Here is a 21,523-nt window from a genome sequence, read left to right on the forward strand (position 1 = left end):
TGTGACCTCTTTCGTATGCCGGCCTATACAGGCCGGCAGTAATTTAAAATATACAGAAGGTTAAAGCCAGCAAATACAGTACTTAGATGAAGGTTTTATCAGATATCTGCATAGATCCTGATGAGTTCAAGGACGATATCTGCCGCCAGATCCATTCCCTCTGCAGTAATATGCTCATAAGGGCCGTGGTATCCATGTCCGCCTGTTCCCAGGTTCGGGCAGGGCAGTCCCTTAAAGCTGAGCTGGGCGCCGTCTGTACCGCCCCGGATTGGAAGAATCAAGGGTGTGACACCTGCATTTTCGCAGGCTTTTTTGGCATGGTCTATGAGGTGCCTGCAGCCGTCTATAATCTCGGCCATATTGCGGTACTGCTGGGTGATTGTCAGTCTGACCGTATTGGGGCCCCACTTCTCATTCATCAGCTTTTCGATATGGCGCAGTGTCTGCTGACGCACCTCAAAGGAGGCTGCATCGTGGTCGCGTACAATATATTGGAGTCTGGCATGCCCTACCTCGCCGGACATGCTTACCAGATGAAAGAAGCCTTCGTAATCTTCCGTATCCCGGGGCGTATCCCCGGATGGAAGCATGGAGTTGATCTCCATGGCAACCAGGCTTGCATTGACCATGGTATCCTTGCTGGAACCCGGGTGGACATTCACTCCTTCTATCATAAAATCAGCTTTACATGCATTGAAATTTTCGAACTGGATCTCGCCTTCTGTATCTCCGTCCAGCGTGTAGGCATAATCCGCACCGAATTCCTCTACTTTAAAGAGGGAGGCGCCGGCTCCGATCTCTTCATCGGGGGTAAAGGCAATGGAGAGCGGACCGTGGGGAATCCTCTCTGTATTCAAACGTTCGACTACCGTCATAATTTCTGCAATTCCGGCTTTATCGTCCGCACCAAGTATGGTTGTCCCGTCACTGGTAATCAGAGTACGGCCCTTAAGGTCCGGCAGATAGCGGAACGTATCTGTTCTGATTGTTCTGCCGCTTGTCCCCAGAACAAAATCTTTTCCATCGTAATTTTCAGTAACGATGGGAATGATATCGTGGTCACAGAAATCGGAAACGGTATCTATATGCGCGATAAAACCGATCTTTGTTTTATCTTCATAGCCCGGTGAGGCGGGGAGATGCGCATAGACATAACCATGTTCATCCACCTTTGCATCAGACACCCCCAAGTCTTTCAGCTCCTGTACCAGCAGGCGGGCCAGATTGAACTGGCATTCACTGGACGGCACGGTTTTGCTGTTCTCATCGCTCGGGGTGCGGATGACAACATATTTCAAAAGTCTTTCATAAGATCTCATAATAACAGATCTCCTTTCCTGGTTCATGGGGGTTATTATAACACTTTTCTGAGGAAATATAAAGTTACTGTTAAGACCGTGCCGTGCACCCCGCTGCACGGCATCGGAGCCAACAAAGTAATGGTCTCGGGGCATCTGCCCATTTAAAGCCATTCTATAAAGAATTGACGGCGGTATTCAAAGAAGGTAGAATGAAATTAGATCTTGTCGGACAGGAGCGTGGAGTTAAGGCTGTTCCGATATAATATGAATTTGGAACCCTGAGATTTTGGTAGATTGTTCTGGTGTAAGGCACGGGATGATTGGCGGGAGGTGGCTGCATGGAAAGAATGGCCCGCATGATTACAGGGCATCGGAAGCTGGTGGTGGGAATATTTCTTGTACTGGCTTGTTTGTGTGCTGTTCTTATGACGCAGGTGAAGGTGAACTACACATTGATCGACTATCTGCCGGAGGATGCGCAGTCAACGACGGCGCTTACTCTTATGCAGGATGAGTTTCACGAGGCAGTGCCCAATGAGAGAGTCATGGTGGAAAATATCACTGTAGTGCAGGCGTTGGAGTACAAGGCAGCGTTTGAAGCGATTGACGGGGTGGATTCTGTCATGTGGCTGGATGATGTGGTGAACTTGAAAGAACCGCTGGAGATGGCGGATCCGGAAACGGTGGAGGCCTACTATAAAGATGGAAATGCGCTTTTTAACGTGACCATTCATAAGGGAAAAGAGATGGATGCCACCCTTGCCGTCCGCGAACTGAGCGGAGAAGAAAATGCGCTGGATGGAGATGCGGCATCGAATGCATTTTCTCAGGAGATTTCGGTGAAGGAATCCATGAATGCCATGCTGATTCTGATTCCTATTATTATTGTGATTCTTCTGCTTACTTCTTCCTCCTGGATTGAACCGGTATTGTTTCTTGCGGCCATCGGGATTTCGGTGCTGGTCAATATGGGCAGCAATGTATTTCTGGGGGAGGTATCCTATATTACACAGGCAATCAGCCCAATCCTGCAGATGGCCGTCTCTCTGGATTATGCGATCTTTCTGCTGCATAATTTTGAGGAACAGAGAAAGCATACAGAGGATGCAAAGCTTGCGATGATGAGGGCCGTGAAACTGGCCTTTCCTTCCGTTGCAGCCAGTGCGGCCACAACCCTGTTTGGTTTTATGGCCTTGATGTTCATGCGGTTTCGGATCGGATCAGACCTGGGGCTGAACCTGGTTAAGGGGATTGTACTCAGCTATCTGTCGGTCATGGTATTTCTGCCCGCGCTGACGCTGTTATGCTGCAGGATGATCGACAGGACGAAGCACAGGAAACTGCTTCCGGAGCTGAAAGGAGCAGGAACTCTGCTGCTGAAGATCCGCGTGCCGGCACTGATCCTGGTATTGCTGCTCGTCATTCCCTGCTATAAGGCGCAGTCTAAGTCCAGCTTTATCTATGGAATGGGAGAGGCGAATGCAGCCATGAAGCTGGGGCAGGACAGCCGAAAGATCAATGAGGTGTTCGGAAGGTCTGCTTCCATTGTACTGCTGGTTCCCAAAGGAGATCCGGCCAGGGAGCTTCTGCTGTGTAATCAGCTTGAGGAACTGGAACATGTAAACAGTGTGGTTTCCTATGTTACCAGCGTGGGAAATACAATTCCGTCCGGGTATCTGGATCGTGAGATTGTAGAGAATTTTTATTCGGAGCATTTCGCCCGGATCATTGTAAACGCGGATACAAGTGAGGAAGGGGAAGAGGCATTTTCACTAGTGGAAAAAGTGCGGGATACCACGGCTGCATACTATGATGAGGCGTATTCCTGCGGACAGAGTGCAAACCTTTTTGATATGAAACAGATCGTGTCCAGTGATACAAAGCTGGTTAACGGGCTGGCAGTAGCCGCAATAGCACTGGTACTGTTCCTGACATTTAAGTCCCTGCTCCTTCCCCTTCTCCTTCTTTTTATCATAGAAGCGGCGATATGGATCAACCTGTCCGTACCATATTTTGCGGGAAATTCGCTGGTGTATATCGGGTTTCTCGTCATCAATACGGTGCAGCTGGGAGCAACGATAGATTATGCTATTTTTATTACCAATAATTATTTGGGCAGGCGAAAGACGATGGGGAAAATGGAAGCCATCATAGAGGTGCTGAACCGGAACCTGATCGCGATCATGACCTCGGCGCTGATTCTTGCATCGGCCGGCTTCTGTCTGAAGCTGACGTCCTCCAATCCGATTGTTGCGGAGTTAGGGCTGCTGCTCGGGAGAGGCACGTTTCTTTCACTGGCGATGGTTGCGGCGATACTGCCGATGCTTCTGCTCTTATTTGACAGGGCAATCGAAGCGACAACATATCATGCCGCATTTTACAGGGAGGTAAAGCGATGAGAAGATGTAAGGAACAGATACACAAATTCGCAGTTTACTGTGGAACCAACGCCACGGCCTGTATGCCGGGAGCTTCTGTGAATATACGGAAATCTCTGTCATACGGCAGGAGATATGCAGCTGTATTTGCTGTGCTGACACTTGTGCTGTGTTCAGGGCCAAAGGAAGTGAAGGCCGCCGGAGAACAGAATGTGACAAAGGAGGAAGTCGTGTATGCATCCTTGGCGGCAGACGGAAAAGTAGATGACATCTATGTTGTGAATGCCTTTGATCTCCAGGAGGCTGGGCCGGTGGCTGATTATGGCGAGTACTCTCTGGTAGAAAATCTGACGGATACGAGGGAACTGGAATATAAAGGAAGCAGGGTGAGTGCGGATGCAGACAGCGGCAGATTCTATTATCAGGGCAATCTGGTCAGTAAAGAGCTGCCCTGGAATGTCCGTGTTACGTACAGGCTGGATGGAAAAGTGACTCCGCCTTCTAAGATGGGGGGAGCGGATGGACGGGTGGGTATTACCATCCTCACCTCTGAAAATCCGAAGACAGAGGCATTGTTTTATGAAAAATATATGTTACAGGTTACCGTAACACTCGATACTTCCGTCTGCGATCACATTACCGCAGAGAATGCAACGATTGCAAATGCGGGAACGGATAAGCAGGTGACATTTACCGTGATGCCGGAGAAGGCCGGAAAGATGGAGGTGAATGCCAACGCTGCCGACTTTTATATGAAAGGAATCTCCATAGCGGCAGTACCGTTTTCAGCCGGGGCGGACATGCTGGATCTAAAAGAGATTGATAAACTGACGGAGGGGCTGGGAGAACTGGCGGAAGGGATAAAGGAACTGAACGGCGGGGCGGATCAGCTGATGAGCGGAGTGGATGCCTTTCAATCAGGAACGGCCGGGCTGAAGGCCGGCGCAGCACAGTTCGGCGACGGCATCCGGCAGTTAAAAGACGGGGCCGACGGACTTAGCAGCGGCGCGGGACTTCTGCAGTCTGGCTCAGGGGAATTCAGAAGCGGCCTGGAACAGGCGGCAGCAGGTTCAGATGAACTGTTAGGCGGCTCTGCGCAGGTGAATCAGGCCCTTCAGCTGTTAAAAAGCGGAACCTCAGAGCTTAAAAGCCTGGATCTGGCACAACTCCAGGCACTGCCGGACGGGCTGACGGCGCTGGCCGACGGTCTTGAGGCCATACAGGCGGGATATGCGGGGATGTTCGCCGCAATAGACCAGGTGGTGAATGCTTATCCTGTTACGGAGATACCGGATGCAGAACTGTACGCGGCACTGGGGGAACTGCAGCAATCGGAGAACATTTCACCGGAGACGCAGGCTGTCATCGGAAAGCTTGCAGGAAACTATGCTGCAGCCGCCGGATTATCGCAGACGTATGCCGGGGTCAGGCAGAGCGTTGAGCCTTTGCAGGAGAGCACGGCCCAGGTGATTCAGAGTATGCGGGATATGGCGGCAGGGCTTGGACAGCTTAAGGATGCGGATCCCGACAGCCTGAAAGACCTGGCAGGAGGAATAGCCGGGCTGTCAGACCAGTATGCCCAATTCCACCAGGGGCTTGAAGACTATCTGGGCGGTGTAAAGGATCTCGCCGGGGGCTATGGGCAGATCGACGATGGGATCCGGGGCGTAGCAGAAGGGAGTGCAGACCTGGCAGGAGGCATGAAGCAAACGGAAGAGGGCGCGTCAAAACTTCTGGGGGGCGCAGATGCACTGGACAGCGGCGCGGCTGCACTGGCGGACGGGATGTCTCAGCTGAACGGAGGATTAAAGGTTCTCAGGGATCAGACATCGGGAATGCCGGATGAGGTGAAAAAAAGTATAGATGAGATGCTGGAGACCTACCGGAATTCCGATTTCACACCGGTTTCTTTTACCTCGCCTGAAAATAAGAATGTAAAATCCGTACAGTTTGTATTTGCAGCGGACGGGATACAAAAGCCAAAAGCGGCAGCGACACAGAAGGAAGAGGCAGAGAAAGAAGGATTCTGGGAAAAATTACTGGGATTATTTAAATCGAGATAGTGTAAGCAGGTACAGCCGGCTCCGGTTGTAGTAGGAGATAACGTGTGGATAGGCGTCGGGGCAATCATTATGCCTGGGGTGGTTATTGGGGATAATGTAGTAATCGGAGCGGGCAGTGCCGTAACAAAAGATTTACCGGACAATGTGATTGCGTATGGTGCGCCATGCAGGACCATCCGTGAAAACAGATAGCGTACGGAAATGAGAAAGGGGATTTGCGGATGAAAAGATATAATTGGGCGGTACTGGGATGCGGCGATATCGCAGGCCAGATGGCCGAGGCGATGAAGAGCCTGGGCAGGGCATTTTACGGGGCCGCAAACCGTACACAGGAAAAAGCAGTGGAATTTGCAGAGAAATATGGCGTAGAGAAGGTATATGGCCGGATCGATGAGATATTTGAGGATGATCGTGTAGATATTATCTATATTGCCACTCCTCATAACACACACAGCCAATATATGCAAAAGGCGCTCCGTGCAGGAAAACACGTACTCTGTGAGAAATCAATTACCCTGAACTCAAAGGAGCTGGAAGAGGCGGTGAAACTGGCTGAGGATAATCATGTTGTCCTGGCTGAGGCGATGACAATATACCACATGCCGGTGTATAAGCGGCTCAATGAGATCATTGCATCCGGCCGGCTGGGAAGTTTGAGGCTGATCCAAATGAATTTTGGATGTTATAAGGAATATGATATGAAAAACCGCTTCTTCAATCCTGACCTTGCAGGCGGAGCAATGCTGGATATTGGAGTCTATGCACTTTCTTTTGTCAGGTGGTTTATGTCATCCAGACCAGAAGAGATTGTATCACAGGTGAAATTGGCGCCTGCCGGTGTGGACGAACAGGCCAGCATATTGCTGAAAAACAAGGAAGAAGAGATGGCTGCTGTTATTTTATCTATGCATGCCAGACAGCCCAAGCGGGGAATGGCGGCATTTGACAAAGGGTATATTGAAATATATGAGTATCCCCGGGGAGTGGAGGCGGTCATTACTTATACGGAAGACGGAGCGGCGGAAGTGGTCAGGACAGGCGAGAAGGAACATGCTCTTGTATATGAGGTGGAGGACATGGAGGCGGCTGTATCTGGTGAAGAAAATGTCATGCATTTAGATTATACGAAGGATGTTATGGAAATGATGACTGCCGTGCGGAATGAATGGGGGATGAAGTATCCGGAAGAAGAGTGAAAGCTTCTGCCAGTTTTCTGGCTGCAGTATTAAAAGACCTATCATTTTCCCACCTATGAAAACAACGAATTCTTTGATGAATTGGAGAGAAAATATAAGCATGCATAAAGATCGGATTATCATGCTGCCTTTGGCAGAAGAAGATATTGCGCGGAATACCGATTACATTGCATATGATATGAAATCCCCTGAAACAGTCTTGCATCTGCTCTGGGGATTTCGTGATGTAATCTCCAAACTGGATCAAAATTCAGACAAACATGAGCTGGATAAAGATATGGAACTTGCTTTATATGGTATCCGCAAACACTACGATAATAAGTTAATTGAAAATATAGTTATTATTAGCACTCGCATCTTGATAATGGAAGTCGATTTTTGTCCTGTCTTGTGTATCCCGGAAGTGCCTGTTTTACAGGCTTTCTGGGGCATCAGTCATTTTGTCTGGTATTGTAAAGCAGTGTCAGATTTGTCGTAAATGTCGTAAATTTGTGGTCAAAAAATGATGAGAAATGGAGAGTGCTAATAAAATGAAATTAACGTATACAAATGTAAATGGATATCTGATCCCGAATCTCACCTATAAATCCGGAGAACAGATGGAGCAACTTGGCAAGTATGGTTTTCTTCGCAGAGATTATCTGAAGAACCATCGAAATTCAACCTATCAGGTGATGCTTTTACAGGATACAATTGGAGAACACCTTCTGGAAGTAGATAAGGCAGCAAGAGAACGGGAAGAAGTGATCCTGAAGCAGCTGGAAGAAAAAGAACCATTACCGGATAAAGAAGCAGATCAGATGGCCTGGGTAAGTGCTGCTAATCAGCACAGAGCGATTGCGGAAGAGATTATTCTCAAGGAATTGATTTATGTTTAAATGATGGAAAAGTTGCGACGGTGTCGCAACAATTATTGAAAAGGGTGGTTTTGCTTGAGAAAAACAATCTGAAAAAGAAAAAACAAGTTTGGATTCGCCGAGTCCAAAATTAAATAAAGATTTTGCAAATATGAGTAGAGAAAGGCGTGAGTCATAAAAATATGGCTTGCGTCTTTTTCTGTCTGGAAAGGAAGTGGGGGAGCATGGCACAGATTTTTCGTGTAGAGAGAACTAAGAATTTTACGGTAATGAGTAATCACCATTTCAAGAATAAGAATCTGACATTGAAAGCGAAAGGTCTATTGTCACTGATGTTAAGTTTGCCAGAGGACTGGAATTACAATATGCAAGGACTGGCAACACTGAGCAGAGATGGGATTGATTCTGTTCGTTCTGCAATTAAGGAATTAGAGCATCATGGATATGTGGAACGCCATAGATTGCGTAATGAATATGGCTTTTATGGCGATACCGAATATATTATCCGGGAAGTTCCATTAGGAGAAGAAAATGATTAAGCGAAGGAGAAAATGCCTAATGGTGGACAGTCCAATTTTGGACAATCAGGTCATAGGAAATTCCTATTTCCGGACATCAGAAAATAGGAAAACCAGATATGATAAATCCCATATGGGACAAACCGTCGCTATTAATAACCAATGTTATCAAATATGAATTATTAAAGAACCAGTAAATAAAATATCCATCTTATCAATTCACGTAAGTATTAATAGGATTGGATAAGAAAAGAAAGTATGAGGTATGATTATGAGAATGATGAAAAACAAAAATAATGAGACAGTTACAGTGATCGGGATTGATCATGGTTATGGAAACATGAAAACAGCTACCAGATGCTTTCCATCCGGTGTAGCCAGATATGACAAGGAGCCAATTTTTCAGAATAATCTTCTTGTTTACAATGGCATGTATTACCAAATCGGAGAGGAACACAAGGAGTTCTGTGCAGAGAAAACGCAGGATGAGGACTATTATGTGCTGACACTGGCGGCTATCGCAAGAGAACTTGATGGGAAAGGAATGAATCGGGCAAAGGTACACATTGCAGCCGGACTTCCGCTTACCTGGGTAGCTACACAGAAAGAAGATTTCCAGAAATATCTTCTCCAGAATGAAAGTGTGGATTTTATATTCCGCAATAAAGAGTATCATGTAGAGTTTGCAGGAGCTGATATTTACCCACAGGGATTTGCAGCAGCCTTTTACCGCTTACAGGATTTCAAAGGAATCAACATGCTGGTGGATATTGGAAACGGAACTATGAACATCATGTATATCAATAATTCCCGTCCATTAGAGAAGAAATGCTTTACAGAGAAATATGGAACACACCAGTGTGTGCTTGCAGTCAGGGAATCCTTGTTGAAAGAACTTGGAACAGTGGTAGACGATCTGGTGATTGAGCAGGTGATCCGTACCGGGACAGCAGATATTGGTGAGAAATATCTGATAGTCATTCGTAAAGCTGCCGGAGATTATACGAAAGAAATCTTCCATAAGCTGAGAGAACGGGAATATAATCCAGAACTGATGCGTCTGTATGTGGTCGGCGGTGGCGGTTGTATGATCCAGAATTTTGGAGAATATGACAAGAGTCGGGTAACGATTGTACGGGATATCTGTGCCACAGCGAAAGGTTATGAAGCAATGACCGTAAGGAAAATCCAGAGAAACGGAGGGATGCTCGTATGAGAAAAGAACGGAAAATCATCAATACAAATATCCGTTTAAATCTTTGTGATGAACAGGACAGGCAGGCATGGGAATATTTGCAGACGATGGACAGGGAAAAATATAAATCGTACACCAGAGCTGTTGTAGTTGCTTTGAATGATTATTTTTCCAGAGAGTACAGGAATGAAGCAGATCCGTATCTGGAAACCAGAGAAAAGGAAGATGCGTTTCTGGAAAGAGTAGAAACAGCTGTACGGGATGGAGTAAAGGAATCCGTCCCGATGGCTATAGCGAAGAATCTGATGGAAATGCTTGTACCATTTGTAAAAGAATCGGTAGGAGAAAGTAATCTGTCGGACAGAACACTAACAATGGAGAAGACGGATGGAGAGATCGCAAAGGATAATCTGGACTGGGAAAAAGAAGCTGATATGGATGCAGCATTGGATTTTGCAGACAGTTTTTAGATAGTTATGAAATAGCAGTAACAGGAAAACAGACTGACAGTAAGAAATAGCTTTACAAAAACAGAATAGCAGAAAAAGACAATGGCAGTGGTGACATTTCAGACATTATAAATTGGAGAAATGTTTATGACTGCTATTTTTATGTCTTTTAGCAGAAATGGAAAGAGATCCAGAAAAAGAAAGACAGAAATAACAGGAAAATATAACAGAAAAGCGTTGGCAGATGGGTGGATGGAACAAGCAAGGCGAAGAAAAGAATAGAGTGCCGGATACGGCATAGGATTGTCCGATACTTCGCATCGGAGTGATGCATGAACAGTCTGTTTCAGAAAGAGAAAACCTATCGAAATGGAAGCTTTTCTATTTTTTCCACAGTCTGTCCATGCACCACAAAACCACCGTCATCTCCATTTTGATCTGATAACGTAGGGTGGAAAATATGGCTTGGTGGGTGTCGCAAAGTGGCAAGCCACTCTGCACCGGAGCCAGCCTTTGGGCTGTTCCTAAACTTGCCATGGGCGTCTGCCCCTTGGAACCCCGGCACGCCAATGGTGACAATTCTGTGTTAGAAATATCCACTGGATACTTCTTCTCAGATTGCCACGGATTGGCTAAGACGTTGTCTTGCATCTACCAAAGGGGAACGTTACACATCCCCTTATGGAATCCCCTGTTAATTTAGACATAACGCTATGGTTGTAAATATAGAGCAGAAATCAAGCAGAGAAAGGAAATAAAAGCCTATGAGAAAACGAAATCATACAGTAACTATACGGATGAATAAAGCGGAATATGAGCTACTTCAAAGCAAAGTAAAGGAATCCGGAAGAACACAGCAGGAAGTTGTGATAAAAGCAATTGCAGACTTGAAGATAGCTTCTACAGAGGAAGTGGAAGAACTGAAAAGATTGAACCAGATGTTTGCAGATATTCTCAGTCAGCTTCGTGGAGCTACTACAAATATCAATCAGATTGCAAGAAAGCTGCATACAGATGGAGAAATTCCGAATGACAGTATGCTGTATTTCCTTAATAAAAATATTCTTAAGTACAGGAAGGAGAGTGAAAAGATATGGCTATTAATAAGACGATTAATAAGCGGACAAATACACATGGAGCAATGAGAAACTGCATCGAATATGTGCTGCGGCAGGATAAGACTAGTGAACAACTTACCTATGTGACTGGACCGTATTGCCATGATGAGATCAATTATGATCTGGTGTACAGAGCATTTTTAGAGGAAAAGAAGGTGTGGGATAAAGATTCTGGGAGAATGTACGCTCACAACATTATTTCCTGGCATAAGGACGAGCAGATTACTCTGGAACAGGCATTTGAATTTGGAAAAGAATTCGCAGAAAAATGGTTTCAGGGATTTCAGACCTTAGTGGCAGTCCATAAGGATAAAGACCATATTCACTGTCATCTGGTGACAAATTCTGTGAGTTATGAAGATGGGAGAAAACTGCATAACACCAAAAAGGATCTGGAACGTATGAAACAGCTTACCAATCAGATGTGCCGAGAACGTGGACTGACAGTTGTCGAGAAAGGAAAGCACTTTGATGGAAGCCAGATTGAAAAAGGGGAAGTCATTGCATGGAGCAAAGATAAATATAACCTGTTCCGTCAACAGGTAAAGGACAGTTTTGTAGCGGACTGTGCAATGGCGGTATTAAAGGCACTGGAAAATTGTATCAGCGAAGAAAAGTTTATAGAAAAAATGAAACAGTTCGGATGGAGGGTGAACTGGACGGAAAAGCGAAAGCATATCACATTCCAGAATCAGGATGGGAAGAAAGTGCGTGACAGCAATCTGTCCAAAACGTTTCATCTGAATATCAGTAAGGAGGTGTTGGAGCATGAATTTAATGGAAATTACGAAAGGATACGAGCCGAAGCAGAGCGAACAGCAGGAGCAGACGAAGAACTCATTGGGTACTACCGACAGGTGGAAGCAGCTTGTGAAGGAACAGGCAGAAACACTGGAGAAAGTGACGGAAGAGAGGGACGAGTTACAGGTGAGAAATCAGAAGATGAACGAGTTTATCCTGGAATTTCAGAAAAGAACACACAGTCTGAAAATGGAAAAACAGAGGCTATTCTTCGAGAATCACGAAATGCAAGAAGAAATGCAGAAGTCGAATGCCGAAATTCAGCAGATGACAGAAGAATTGTCCGAAATGCGGAAACTCAATCAGTCTTTACAGCAGAGCAACGACGACTTGAGGAACAGAAACGGCTTGATGAGAAGGAACGAGCAAGAGCAGCTCGAAAAAGAAATAAAAGACGTTCGGGACCGGAACTCTAAATTAGTAATGCAGGTGAACCAATCATCGGTGGAAGCGGTTGAACAGGCAAAAAAGAAACAGGAAGAGGCAGAAAAACAGGCAAGGCAGGCAGAGTACCAGATTGAAAGGGAAAAGAACCGGGCAGATATGGAGATACAAAGAGCCAGGAGAAAAGCAAAATCGGAAATTGCTGATATGAAAGAAAATCAGTTCTTTTGGGACTGGGGATATCTTTGTGTAATTTTCTTTTCGTTTCTTCAAAATGGAGCATTTCAACAAGATGTGCTGCAACTAATAATGATACCGATAAATTGGTGCAAAGAATATATAGCATGGTTTGAACGGTTGGAATATATAAGCGATACTGCCGGAGAAATGCTCTTTAAAGGGTTTTTCTCTATGCTTATGATTACTGCTGGGATTCTCGGATGTGTATTCCTTGTTTGGGCTGGAGTTGAACAATATAAGAAGATATGGGATGACCTATATAAAATGGTTTTAATATCCAGTATTTCATTTGTAGCAGTATTGGGAAATTTGATAAGAGAATATCTTCCGCTTAATCTGATACTTGTGATTCTGTTTATAAATATTGGGACTATTTTGCTCAGAGCATATTTGAAAAAGAAATATCCTCAAATGTATGATTGAATAAGAATGTATAGGAAAAGCAGCGGAGTGCTGGAAAGGGTAACATATAGTTATTTTATTCCATTTGTTGCCAATAGTGCAGCCATAGTCTTAGCGGATTCCTGCATACCTCTGCCTATCCATTCTTCAATCCATCCGAAAGTTCCATAAGTGATAAAGGATGCGTTAGAAGAGAATGGTGTTACACATGATTATTTTGAATTGGCTTTTGCCGGATGATGGATAAGGCCCGGAGAAAAGAAAAAAGTCTGTCGAACAAAAAAATACCGCAATCCCCGTAAGGACTGCGGTATGTACGAAATACGGTTTTTGTTCGGTTTTGGGCGGACAGCCGCCCGGCTTTTTTCTTTCAGGCTCCATACTATCCCCTTATGGGGATAAGCTGACAGACATCACCACCTTTCCCCAAACTGAATTGTTGATAGGGGTAGTATAATGTATAAAAAAGAGGAAACAGCGAGGTTTCAAAGAGGACTTGTATAGTTTCATCGCAAGTTCAGACACGCCTTGTGTGTGATTTGTCAAACACAAACGACAAGGTGTGAAATTTGAAAAATCCTCCCGAATAGCCTCACCTTGAGAAAAAGAAAAGCGCAGCCATTCAGACTGCGCTCTGTGAATATTTAGGAAGTTGTTTAAAAGCGATACCCAACCTCGCGGACACTTTCTATAATAAAAGGGTGGTGCGGATCAGCGGAATAGAGCTTTTTGCGTAGGTTTCGTACATGGTATCCTATGGTGCCTCGTTCATTTATTGTTAGAGCTTCACCCCATACCTTTTCATAGATTTGGGAATAGGTCAACACTCGTCCATTATTAACTGTCAGCAGGCATAGGAGACTATATTCCTTTGCTGTTAGGCCCACTTCTTTTTGATTACAGCGCACCAGCCTTTGGCTGGGGTCAATCTCAAGATCGGGGAGAGATAGCACCGGTTCCGAGGAAAGCTCCCATTTTTTTAGCTCTGGATGGAGCTGCAAAAATGAAAGGAAATCTTCAAAAATCTTTTTTTCTTCCTCGTTCAGTTTCATAATGATTATTTCTCCGATGGTATCACCTCCCGGTCATTTATCCAAACGGCCTCTTTCAATTTCTTAAAACTTATCTCACTAATAACATACTCCAGCTTGCAAGCGTCTTGTGCTGCAATATCCTGTGGAACACCAGCTTCCACGAGTCGTTTGGTAAAGAACTGGTGCTTTTCATAGATTTGCTGGGCGATTTGCTGGCCCTGCTCTGTGAGGGAGAGTGTGCCATCGTCCTTTTTTATCAGGCATTTCTTTTTAGACAGTTCTTTGACAGCCCGGCTCACAGAAGGCTTTTTTACATCCAAAAGCTCCGCCACATCTACGCAGCGAACATAGCCCTTTTGTTGCTGAAGCACCAGCACAGCCTCTAAATAGTCCTCCATAGATGATGTTAAGGGCATAATGGCACACCTCCTTCTGACACATATAATTACTTCATTTACACCATACCTGCTTTTTTGAAATGCTTCTTGAGCAGTTTCTTAGCGTTGAGCGCGCCAACAAAGGCGCAAATTGCAACAACGACAAGCATTATGATAGCTGTTACAGGTGATACTAACGTTTGCAAAATTCCCAAATAACTTTCGCCAAACATTCCCGCATACTGCTCAAGTGTTTGATTTGAGAAAAACAAGAAGGGAATATATGTACCACTGAATGCTGCTAAAACCATATAAATGATATAACTGATCGTAAGTGTTTTTCCATTAGTGCAACCTGTTTTCCACGCGATCAACGCAGAAATAATGCCAGCAATAATGCAGCAAATTATCATGGGCGGATAAAATCCATAAATGCCTGTTATCGCACAAAAAATGAACAGTGTCCACGGTTTCTTAGTCTTAGCTGCTACAAGGAAATATGTAATAGCTGCCAATAGTGACCACAATGGGCTTACCACTAACATCGTGTAGGGAGAAAAAGATAGGAACGCACAAAGGATATAGATAACAAGTGCGCACAAAGATAAAAGAGCTGTGACAATCAAATCCTTTACTTGAAAGCCTTTTTTGTTTTCGGTTTGCATGAAATAAATCCTCCTTAAAATGATATTGGTTGGAACGATGTCCATATGACAACCGCAAAAAGAGCAAGCATACCTATCAACAAAATACTATCTCTTAAGCGGAAATCAACTAATATATAGTGAGTTTTTTCACAAGGATAGCTGATGCCTCGCGTTTCCGCTGATGCGGATAATTCTGTCGCCGTCATCAGAAGGCGCATAAGTATAGGGATTAAAAAGCCTTCGTATGTCTGCGCCGGATGACTTACTATTCTCCAAAAAGACAATCCCACGCCCCTCGTTTTCATCCCTTGTTTTATATAAAGCACATCTTGTTTCAAAGATGGAAGAAATCTCAATATGATAGCCACTGGTATCACAATTGCTTGAGGGATATGACTTGCCTGAAGCGCTGCTATCAATTCCGATATTTCCGTAGTCTGAAATAGAATATTCAAAGCAAGTGCAATAGTCAAAATTCTTAGTAAAAAGAATGTTATCACGGAAGATAAATGAATTGGAAGGACTTGCGCCAACACAAGCAGAACTATATAAACTATTGCAAATTTGATACTTGTTTTCCAAAGTCCACTTAGCAAAGCAAACAGGCAAACGACGCCAAAGAGTAACAAGCCTGTTAAGCCTCCACCCAAAGCAAACGCCAAAGCTGATGTCAATAGAATCAACAGAAGTTTTATGCGAGAATCGTAATATACTCCATGCTTTCTCAATTTATTCACCACCTTCCTCAACCATAAAATTCTTTACGATTTTGAAATTGTTTTGTTCCGTCATTTGTAAATCATCTTTAATAATCCCTTCCTTCAAAAGCAAAGCGCGCGAGGCGGTCAGGCTGATAAACTCCAGATCATGCGTAATAATAAAGACCAGCTTTCCAGCCTCACGCATATAATTAACAGCATTGGCAACAGCGCACATATTATCCCAGTCTAACCCGCTTGTTGGTTCATCCAAAACGATGATTGGTTTTTCCGAAAGCATTGCCGCTCCTATTGTCAGTCTCTGTTTTTGACCGCCTGATAAAGCATACGGATGGCAGTCTTTGAAGTTTTCCAGATGGAGCATTTTCAAAATTTGAGACACTTTTTCATCTATGCTTGGAATCCTTTTATTTCCTAACCTCAATTCCTCCGTCACACTGTCTGTATAAAGCTGGTGATCTGCCTCCTGCATAACAAAGTACACATAGTCGGATAATTTTTGTTGCTTCACATTCTTTCCATCAATGTAAAACGCACCTTGGCGGCAGCGAATCAAGCCAGACAGGATTTTCCCCAATGTTGTTTTCCCGCAACCATTTTCTCCAATCAAGGCAATCGTTTCGCCTTTGTAGGCTTCTAATGAAATGTTGTGAAGAAGTTCCGGCATGGCTTTATGCGAAAAGCTCAAATTTCTAATTTGGAGAAATACTTCCGAGCGGCAAATAGATTCTTTCCTTTCTATTTGTATTAAATCCAAATTTAACGGGCGAAGCCTTCTGTTGTGCATTTGGACAGCAGATAATTCTGCCATTTCCTCACCTGTTAATTCTTCGCAGATTTGACCATCCTCCATAATTAAAAAGCGATCTGCGAGTCCGTATAAGTAAAACAATCTGTGTTCTGAAACAATAATCGTGTGTCCAGCGGCTTTCAAAGCAGAAAGAATCCCTCTTACCTGTAAGATTGTATGAATGTCTAAATTAGCCGAAGGCTCATCCAGCACATAAATTTGTGGATTAAGAGTAGTCGCTGCGAGAAAAGCAACTTTTTGCCTTTCTCCACTGGACAGGGCAAAAATATCTCTGTCTTTTAGGTTCTCCATATTCAGTGACTGAAAGGCGCTGTTAACACGTTTAACGATTTCTTTATGTGGAATTCCATAGTTTTCGCAGGCAAACGCAACTTCGCTGGAACTGTTTGTAGTAAAAAATTGACTGCGGGGATCTTGAAAAATTGAAGCAATCTCTTTACCAGCCTCACCGGCGTCCGATTCTTTTATGGAACGTCCCGATACAATGACTTCGCCGGATAATCTGCCTTCAAAAAAGCGGGGAATCAAATTATTGATACACCTGGTTAATGTGGTCTTTCCACATCCGCTCTGCCCAGTAATAACAAGAAATTCTCCCGATTTTATGATAAGCTTTACATCCTTTAGACTTTCCTGAGACTGTCCTTCATACTGAAAAGAGGCATGTTCAAAAGATATAATTGGAAATTGTTTTTTCATGGCAACACACCTCATAGCTTCCAACTGATGGATTTCTCCCTGCACTTCAAAAAAGTACGATAAATCCCTTCTTTTTCTGCTAATTCCTTATGGGTTCCCTTTTGAACAATATGGCCTTGATCAATGACAATAATTTGATCTGCCGTCCGAACAGTAGACAGCCTGTGAGCGATAGAAATTAGTGTTTTATTTTTCGTCAATTCAAAAATTGCGTCCAAAAGAGCTTTTTCATTTTCCGGGTCTACGCTGGATGTCGCTTCATCCAAAATAACGATGGGCGCGTCTTTCAATATCGCCCTTGCTATTGAAATTCTCTGTTTTTCTCCCCCAGACAAAGTGGAACCTGCTTCTCCTATCATTGTTTCATAGCCTTGCGGGAGCGCCTCTATAAAATCATGGCAGCGGGCCCTTTTAGCGGCCTCTACCACCTCCGCATGGGTCGCGTTAGGTTTTCCGAATTTGATGTTATTTTCAATCGTATCATTAAACAGATACACCTTTTGGAATACCATACTTACATATGATAAAAGGCTATCACAAGTAAATTCTTTTACATCGTGTCCTCCAATTTTAACACTTCCAGAATTTACGTCCCAAAATCTTGCAATCATATTACACAAAGTTGTTTTCCCTGAACCTGACGGCCCAACGATAGCACAAGTAGAGTTCTGTGGGATTTTCAAGGTGATTCCATCTAAAACCGGACGGCTGTCATAAGCGAAAATAACATCTTTCAGTTCAATCTCATATGATTTCAGGACAATATCCTTTCCGTCTCCATCTAAAACCGGTATATCTGAGATGAAATCCAGCCGATCCAACTGCGTAGCGAGCATTTTACTCAAAAAGGCCCCGTCATTCATCAATTCCAATTCCATGAACATTAAAAATGCACAGATGATAAATAAAAGGCAATAGGGCAATGTGATAACTCCCCACAAATAGAGCAAAGCTGACAATAAAAATAACAGGCAACTTGTAATCTTAAATACGGCTTCATACAGCTTCATAATTCCGGCAGTAGAAATTGTAACCGCTATATCGCTGCGACACTTATTTTCAAAGGCTTGATCCACTTTTCCTTTTCCTTCTTTGCCTTTTCCGAATATGCGCAGAACAGAAATGCCTTTTATGTATTCTAATGCACTTCCCACCAACAATTCCTGAGCATTTTGCATATCTTCCGTATGCGCGCCGGCCCGCTTTTTTATCTGGCCCAGTACAAGAATTCCCGCTAAAATTCCTGTTAAAGCCAAAAACCCAATCTGCCAGCAAAATATACCCAACATTAGCGTCATGGCAAGCGCCTGTACAAAACCTCCTACCAAAAATGTTAGTGCAAGCATACAATTCCCTTCCAGATCGGAAATTGTTGTTGTCAATACTGTTTGTACGGTGCCGAGATTATTTTCTGTAAAATAGCCCATTGGTGCCCTTTTGAGCTGATTTCCAATCTCAAGACGCTTTTCCCGGAAAATCTCATATCCAGACGCACTCATTAGCACATCGCTTAGGTACTGAAACAAAAAGCGGCCCAAAACACTAAGTGCAACAATTCCAAATGCCTGTAAAATGACAGTCTCTGTTAAGTGTTCGATATTCAACATTACCAATAGCACAGCAAAAAATACAAAGGCGGCGCAGCAGGATTTCAGAGCATTGAAGATCAGTCCGGCAATTACACGGGGACGATATTTCCCAGATAACCGTAAAATCCTTTTTATAATTGAAAACATATTAAAATGTCCCTCCTTCCACTTGATCAGCTGAACTCACATAATCACTCCATAATCTTTGATAAAGTGGGCATTCTGATAAAAGCTCTTCCTGCCTGCCGCAGCCAACAATCTTTCCATTTTCCACCACAAGGATTTGATCAGCCTTCTGGATGGTCGCAAGACGATGAGCTACTACGATGAGGGTTTTTCCTTTTACAAGTTTACTGATAGCGTTTTGAATGAGATACTCATTTTCTGGATCAGCATAGGCCGTGGCCTCATCAAGAATAATTACTCTTGCATTTTTTAGAATTGCCCTTGCGATAGTAATTCGCTGACGTTCTCCGCCAGAAAGTTTTCCTCCTGCGTCTCCGGCATTTGTATCATATCCGTTTTCCAACTTTACAATAAACTCATGACAGCAGGCAGCTTTTGCAGCAGCTACCACCTCATCGTCTGTCGCATCCGGTTTTCCGAGCCGGATGTTTTCACGGATACTTTCATCGAACAGAAAATTGTCCTGTGCAACATAACTGACTTCACCCATCAACTGTGCGAAAGGAATCTCTTTAATATTCTTTCCGCCAAAAATAACTTTTCCTTTTGTGGCGTCCCAAAAACCAGCCATGAGTTTTGCAATCGTTGATTTTCCGGAACCGGAAGGGCCGACAATTGCTGAAACAGTACCTGGTTTGATTTCAAAGGATACATTCTTCAGAACTTCCGTCTCGTTATAAGCGAAAGAAACATTTTCAAAGCGATAGGCTGTTTCATCCAGTGCAACATTTTTTTCTGGACGTTTCAGTTCCGGTTTTTCAATAAAATCCCGTATTTGATCGAGGCAGGCTTTCACCATATTAAATTGTTCAGAATATTTTCCTACTCGCATAAGCGGGGCAATAAATCCAATAGGAAGGATAATGCAAGTGATAAAATCTGATAATGGTAATGTTCCAGTCATATAAAGCCATGCGCCAATCGGAAGCGTTCCCAACAATGTTGTCGGCATTACAGCCTGAATGACTGCTGACCAAAGCCAACTCTGCTTCCACCATGCCAGAGTACTGTCATGGAAGAAGTTAATTGCACCTGTAAATTTACTATAAGAAGCACTTCCTTGATTAAATGCCTTAATAACCTCTATACCATTTACATACTCAACCAGCGTACTGTTCATCGCATTTTGTGATTTCATATAAGTGGTACTTTTATTCACATAATCGTTCATCATTCCAATGTAACCCAAAAGTCCGAGGGGAATTGTAATCAATGCAGCTAATCCCATGCGCCAGTCAAGAATAAATACCAGTAGTATACAGCATAGGGGAGCCACTACATTAGAGGTTATTTCAGGCATAAAATGAGCCATCGAATCCTCTAATTTTGAAACTGTATCTGCCATCAAATTTTTGAAATTTCCGGTCGGCGTATCCAACATGATGCCCATTGGAACCCGAAGCATTTTATCTGCGATTTTGCTACGGATATTTTTCAATATTTTATATGTAGCCTTATGCGACATAAAAGAGGATTGATATGTAAGCCACAGTTTTAATATTTGCCCGCCCAAAGCGACTGCAAACAAGATACATACATTTTGAATAGTAGCTGTTTTGTTAAATAGTTCCGCGACTAATAATGACACTGTAATAAAGGGGGCCATCCCGAATAGTTCGCCCAGCGTTGCAAGAAAGGTTGAAAGATATAGTTGCTTTTTATTATTTCCTGCATAACTCAACAATTGCTGAATTGCTCCAGGTTTCGTTTTTTTCTTCATGAAAAAATCCTCCTTAAATAGGTTAGCAAAAACTAACTATTTGGCAAAAAATAAATGGCAAAAGCCACTTATTTTAGCGGAAGCCCTAATACACCATACCAGCCATAGTGCTGGAATTTTATGATGTTTTTTACATAATCCTCCGCCTTTTCATAAGGAACATCGTGCAAAATACACTCACATAGTGCAGTAATATATCCATGCGTCAAAATGTGTATTTCTATATCGTTTGGCAGACATTTCGCATATCCCGCTTCATATGCCGCCTTTACAAATAGGGCATTCTGTTTCGTATATTGAATTGTAATTTCTTCTATAAAGTTTTCGACGCGAGAACCTTTGCTGCATTTCAGCAAGAGTTGAAATTCCTCCAAATGCTCGTACATATAGTTGACATATGTCATTGCCTGAACATATGACGCTTCAACAGAATCCCTCTCAATAGCTTCTCTAATTCCAACTTTATCGTAAGGTTCTGCATTATCCAGAAAATCTAATGTATAATGGTAAACATCTTCGATTAAGGCAAAAAACAACGCTTCTTTATCCTTAAAATGTCGATATATTGCACCTGTTGTAACCTTTGCAGCGGTAACAATATCTTTAAGCTGCGTTGCCTGAAAGCCTTTTTTTAGGAATTCCACTTTCGCACATTCCATAATTCGCTCTCTTGTCAAGTCGGAACAGTAACTCAAAATATTTCCTCCCTTCTCGGATAATTACTTTATTTAAGATAATCCAATTATCAAACAAAAGTTAGGATAGCATATTTTTGTCTTGCTGTCAAGGGGACGATGCTTTTGTTATTATCATTATGTACCCAGCCGCCTGCGCGGCTG

At 43.5% G+C, this 21,523-nt stretch carries 21 protein-coding genes and 1 pseudogene; 12 read left to right on the top strand and 10 right to left on the bottom strand.

The window, feature by feature from the left end; all coding sequences use genetic code 11:
• Positions 1–98: 98 nt before the first annotated feature.
• The gene (gene pepT, locus MWG26_RS05490) at positions 99–1,319 is read right to left on the bottom strand and encodes a peptidase T (RefSeq protein ID WP_025655053.1); all 1,221 of its coding nucleotides are present in this window, start codon (positions 1,317–1,319) and stop codon (positions 99–101) included.
• A gap of 320 nt (positions 1,320–1,639) precedes the next feature.
• On the opposite strand from pepT, the gene MWG26_RS05495 reads away from it, so the two are divergent.
• The 12 genes and pseudogenes from MWG26_RS05495 (at position 1,640) to MWG26_RS05550 (ending at position 12,923) form a co-directional block, all read left to right on the top strand.
• Positions 1,640–3,700, top strand: a complete 2,061-nt coding sequence (locus MWG26_RS05495) for an efflux RND transporter permease subunit (RefSeq protein ID WP_025655054.1) — start codon at positions 1,640–1,642, stop codon at positions 3,698–3,700.
• Positions 3,697–5,742 carry a hypothetical protein gene (locus MWG26_RS05500; protein WP_117440766.1) on the top strand — a complete coding sequence of 682 codons (2,046 nt, stop codon included), beginning with the start codon at positions 3,697–3,699 and terminating at the stop codon, positions 5,740–5,742. Before MWG26_RS05495 ends, MWG26_RS05500 begins: the two co-directional genes overlap by 4 nt.
• A 9-nt stretch (positions 5,743–5,751) precedes the next feature.
• Positions 5,752–5,934: pseudogene (locus MWG26_RS23000) on the top strand (DapH/DapD/GlmU-related protein); the annotation flags it as partial.
• A 29-nt stretch (positions 5,935–5,963) separates the two neighbouring features.
• Positions 5,964–6,938 carry a Gfo/Idh/MocA family protein gene (locus tag MWG26_RS05510; RefSeq protein WP_025655056.1) on the top strand — a complete coding sequence of 325 codons (975 nt, stop codon included), beginning with the start codon at positions 5,964–5,966 and terminating at the stop codon, positions 6,936–6,938.
• Positions 6,939–6,993: 55 nt separating this feature from the next.
• Positions 6,994–7,416, top strand: a complete 423-nt coding sequence (locus MWG26_RS05515; RefSeq protein WP_244062704.1) for a hypothetical protein — start codon at positions 6,994–6,996, stop codon at positions 7,414–7,416.
• Between the two features lie 52 nt (positions 7,417–7,468).
• Positions 7,469–7,816, top strand: a complete 348-nt coding sequence (locus MWG26_RS05520; protein ID WP_117440764.1) for a TnpV protein — start codon at positions 7,469–7,471, stop codon at positions 7,814–7,816.
• 203 nt (positions 7,817–8,019) lie between these two features.
• Entirely contained in the window at positions 8,020–8,334 is a 315-nt protein-coding gene (locus MWG26_RS05525) for a helix-turn-helix domain-containing protein (RefSeq protein WP_073962779.1), read from the top strand.
• 250 nt (positions 8,335–8,584) lie between these two features.
• The gene (locus tag MWG26_RS05530; protein WP_181969568.1) at positions 8,585–9,529 is read left to right on the top strand and encodes a ParM/StbA family protein; all 945 of its coding nucleotides are present in this window, start codon (positions 8,585–8,587) and stop codon (positions 9,527–9,529) included.
• Positions 9,526–9,978 (top strand): hypothetical protein, encoded by a 453-nt coding sequence (locus MWG26_RS05535; RefSeq protein ID WP_025655061.1) that lies wholly within the window; start codon positions 9,526–9,528, stop codon positions 9,976–9,978. Before MWG26_RS05530 ends, MWG26_RS05535 begins: the two co-directional genes overlap by 4 nt.
• A 743-nt stretch (positions 9,979–10,721) precedes the next feature.
• Positions 10,722–11,102 (top strand): plasmid mobilization protein, encoded by a 381-nt coding sequence (locus tag MWG26_RS05540; RefSeq protein ID WP_055158762.1) that lies wholly within the window; start codon positions 10,722–10,724, stop codon positions 11,100–11,102.
• Positions 11,051–12,292 carry a relaxase/mobilization nuclease domain-containing protein gene (locus MWG26_RS05545; RefSeq protein WP_181969567.1) on the top strand — a complete coding sequence of 414 codons (1,242 nt, stop codon included), beginning with the start codon at positions 11,051–11,053 and terminating at the stop codon, positions 12,290–12,292. The genes MWG26_RS05540 and MWG26_RS05545 overlap by 52 nt, the downstream gene beginning before the upstream one ends.
• Before the next feature lie 28 nt (positions 12,293–12,320).
• Entirely contained in the window at positions 12,321–12,923 is a 603-nt protein-coding gene (locus MWG26_RS05550) for a hypothetical protein (RefSeq protein ID WP_025655064.1), read from the top strand.
• A 50-nt stretch (positions 12,924–12,973) separates the two neighbouring features.
• Here MWG26_RS05550 and MWG26_RS23155 read toward each other — a convergent pair whose 3' ends face one another.
• The 9 genes from MWG26_RS23155 to MWG26_RS05590 form a co-directional block, all read right to left on the bottom strand.
• A complete protein-coding gene (locus tag MWG26_RS23155) occupies positions 12,974–13,078 on the bottom strand; it encodes a TetR-like C-terminal domain-containing protein (protein WP_181969571.1) in 105 nt (34 codons plus the stop codon).
• A gap of 480 nt (positions 13,079–13,558) precedes the next feature.
• Positions 13,559–13,954 (bottom strand): winged helix-turn-helix domain-containing protein, encoded by a 396-nt coding sequence (locus MWG26_RS05555; protein ID WP_117440761.1) that lies wholly within the window; start codon positions 13,952–13,954, stop codon positions 13,559–13,561.
• Between the two features lie 5 nt (positions 13,955–13,959).
• Positions 13,960–14,352 (bottom strand): metal-dependent transcriptional regulator, encoded by a 393-nt coding sequence (locus MWG26_RS05560; protein ID WP_025655066.1) that lies wholly within the window; start codon positions 14,350–14,352, stop codon positions 13,960–13,962.
• 38 nt (positions 14,353–14,390) lie between these two features.
• Complete coding sequence (locus MWG26_RS05565) at positions 14,391–14,978, bottom strand: MptD family putative ECF transporter S component (RefSeq protein WP_025655067.1); 588 nt, start codon at positions 14,976–14,978, stop codon at positions 14,391–14,393.
• 14 nt (positions 14,979–14,992) lie between these two features.
• On the bottom strand, positions 14,993–15,697 hold the full coding sequence (locus MWG26_RS05570) for an energy-coupling factor transporter transmembrane component T (RefSeq protein ID WP_025655068.1): 705 nt from the start codon (positions 15,695–15,697) through the stop codon (positions 14,993–14,995).
• Positions 15,690–17,189: an ABC transporter ATP-binding protein gene (locus MWG26_RS05575; protein ID WP_025655069.1), complete on the bottom strand. Its 1,500-nt coding sequence runs from the start codon at positions 17,187–17,189 to the stop codon at positions 15,690–15,692. The genes MWG26_RS05570 and MWG26_RS05575 overlap by 8 nt, the downstream gene beginning before the upstream one ends.
• An 11-nt stretch (positions 17,190–17,200) precedes the next feature.
• Positions 17,201–18,925, bottom strand: a complete 1,725-nt coding sequence (locus MWG26_RS05580; protein WP_015535505.1) for an ABC transporter ATP-binding protein — start codon at positions 18,923–18,925, stop codon at positions 17,201–17,203.
• Between the two features lies 1 nt (position 18,926).
• Positions 18,927–20,684, bottom strand: coding sequence for an ABC transporter ATP-binding protein (locus tag MWG26_RS05585; RefSeq protein WP_025655070.1), 1,758 nt, complete (start codon positions 20,682–20,684; stop codon positions 18,927–18,929).
• 68 nt (positions 20,685–20,752) lie between these two features.
• Positions 20,753–21,343 (bottom strand): TetR/AcrR family transcriptional regulator, encoded by a 591-nt coding sequence (locus MWG26_RS05590; protein WP_118670300.1) that lies wholly within the window; start codon positions 21,341–21,343, stop codon positions 20,753–20,755.
• Positions 21,344–21,523: the final 180 nt, after the last annotated feature.

Origin of the sequence: Faecalicatena contorta, assembly GCF_022835095.1 — a bacterium.
In the GTDB taxonomy this organism is placed as follows: domain Bacteria; phylum Bacillota; class Clostridia; order Lachnospirales; family Lachnospiraceae; genus Faecalicatena; species Faecalicatena contorta.

Coding starts and splice junctions, on each gene's coding strand:
- MWG26_RS05575 (WP_025655069.1), bottom strand. CDS start 17,189: ATGAAAAAACAATTTCCAATTATATCTTTTGAACATGCCTCTTTTCAG.
- MWG26_RS05540 (WP_055158762.1), top strand. CDS start 10,722: ATGAGAAAACGAAATCATACAGTAACTATACGGATGAATAAAGCGGAA.
- MWG26_RS05535 (WP_025655061.1), top strand. CDS start 9,526: ATGAGAAAAGAACGGAAAATCATCAATACAAATATCCGTTTAAATCTT.
- MWG26_RS05545 (WP_181969567.1), top strand. CDS start 11,051: ATGGCTATTAATAAGACGATTAATAAGCGGACAAATACACATGGAGCA.
- MWG26_RS05520 (WP_117440764.1), top strand. CDS start 7,469: ATGAAATTAACGTATACAAATGTAAATGGATATCTGATCCCGAATCTC.
- MWG26_RS05565 (WP_025655067.1), bottom strand. CDS start 14,978: ATGCAAACCGAAAACAAAAAAGGCTTTCAAGTAAAGGATTTGATTGTC.
- MWG26_RS05530 (WP_181969568.1), top strand. CDS start 8,585: ATGAGAATGATGAAAAACAAAAATAATGAGACAGTTACAGTGATCGGG.
- MWG26_RS05510 (WP_025655056.1), top strand. CDS start 5,964: ATGAAAAGATATAATTGGGCGGTACTGGGATGCGGCGATATCGCAGGC.
- MWG26_RS05560 (WP_025655066.1), bottom strand. CDS start 14,352: ATGCCCTTAACATCATCTATGGAGGACTATTTAGAGGCTGTGCTGGTG.
- MWG26_RS05495 (WP_025655054.1), top strand. CDS start 1,640: ATGGAAAGAATGGCCCGCATGATTACAGGGCATCGGAAGCTGGTGGTG.
- MWG26_RS05590 (WP_118670300.1), bottom strand. CDS start 21,343: ATGGAATGTGCGAAAGTGGAATTCCTAAAAAAAGGCTTTCAGGCAACG.
- MWG26_RS05585 (WP_025655070.1), bottom strand. CDS start 20,684: ATGAAGAAAAAAACGAAACCTGGAGCAATTCAGCAATTGTTGAGTTAT.
- pepT (WP_025655053.1), bottom strand. CDS start 1,319: ATGAGATCTTATGAAAGACTTTTGAAATATGTTGTCATCCGCACCCCG.
- MWG26_RS05580 (WP_015535505.1), bottom strand. CDS start 18,925: ATGTTTTCAATTATAAAAAGGATTTTACGGTTATCTGGGAAATATCGT.
- MWG26_RS05525 (WP_073962779.1), top strand. CDS start 8,020: ATGGCACAGATTTTTCGTGTAGAGAGAACTAAGAATTTTACGGTAATG.
- MWG26_RS05515 (WP_244062704.1), top strand. CDS start 6,994: ATGAAAACAACGAATTCTTTGATGAATTGGAGAGAAAATATAAGCATG.
- MWG26_RS05500 (WP_117440766.1), top strand. CDS start 3,697: ATGAGAAGATGTAAGGAACAGATACACAAATTCGCAGTTTACTGTGGA.
- MWG26_RS05555 (WP_117440761.1), bottom strand. CDS start 13,954: ATGAAACTGAACGAGGAAGAAAAAAAGATTTTTGAAGATTTCCTTTCA.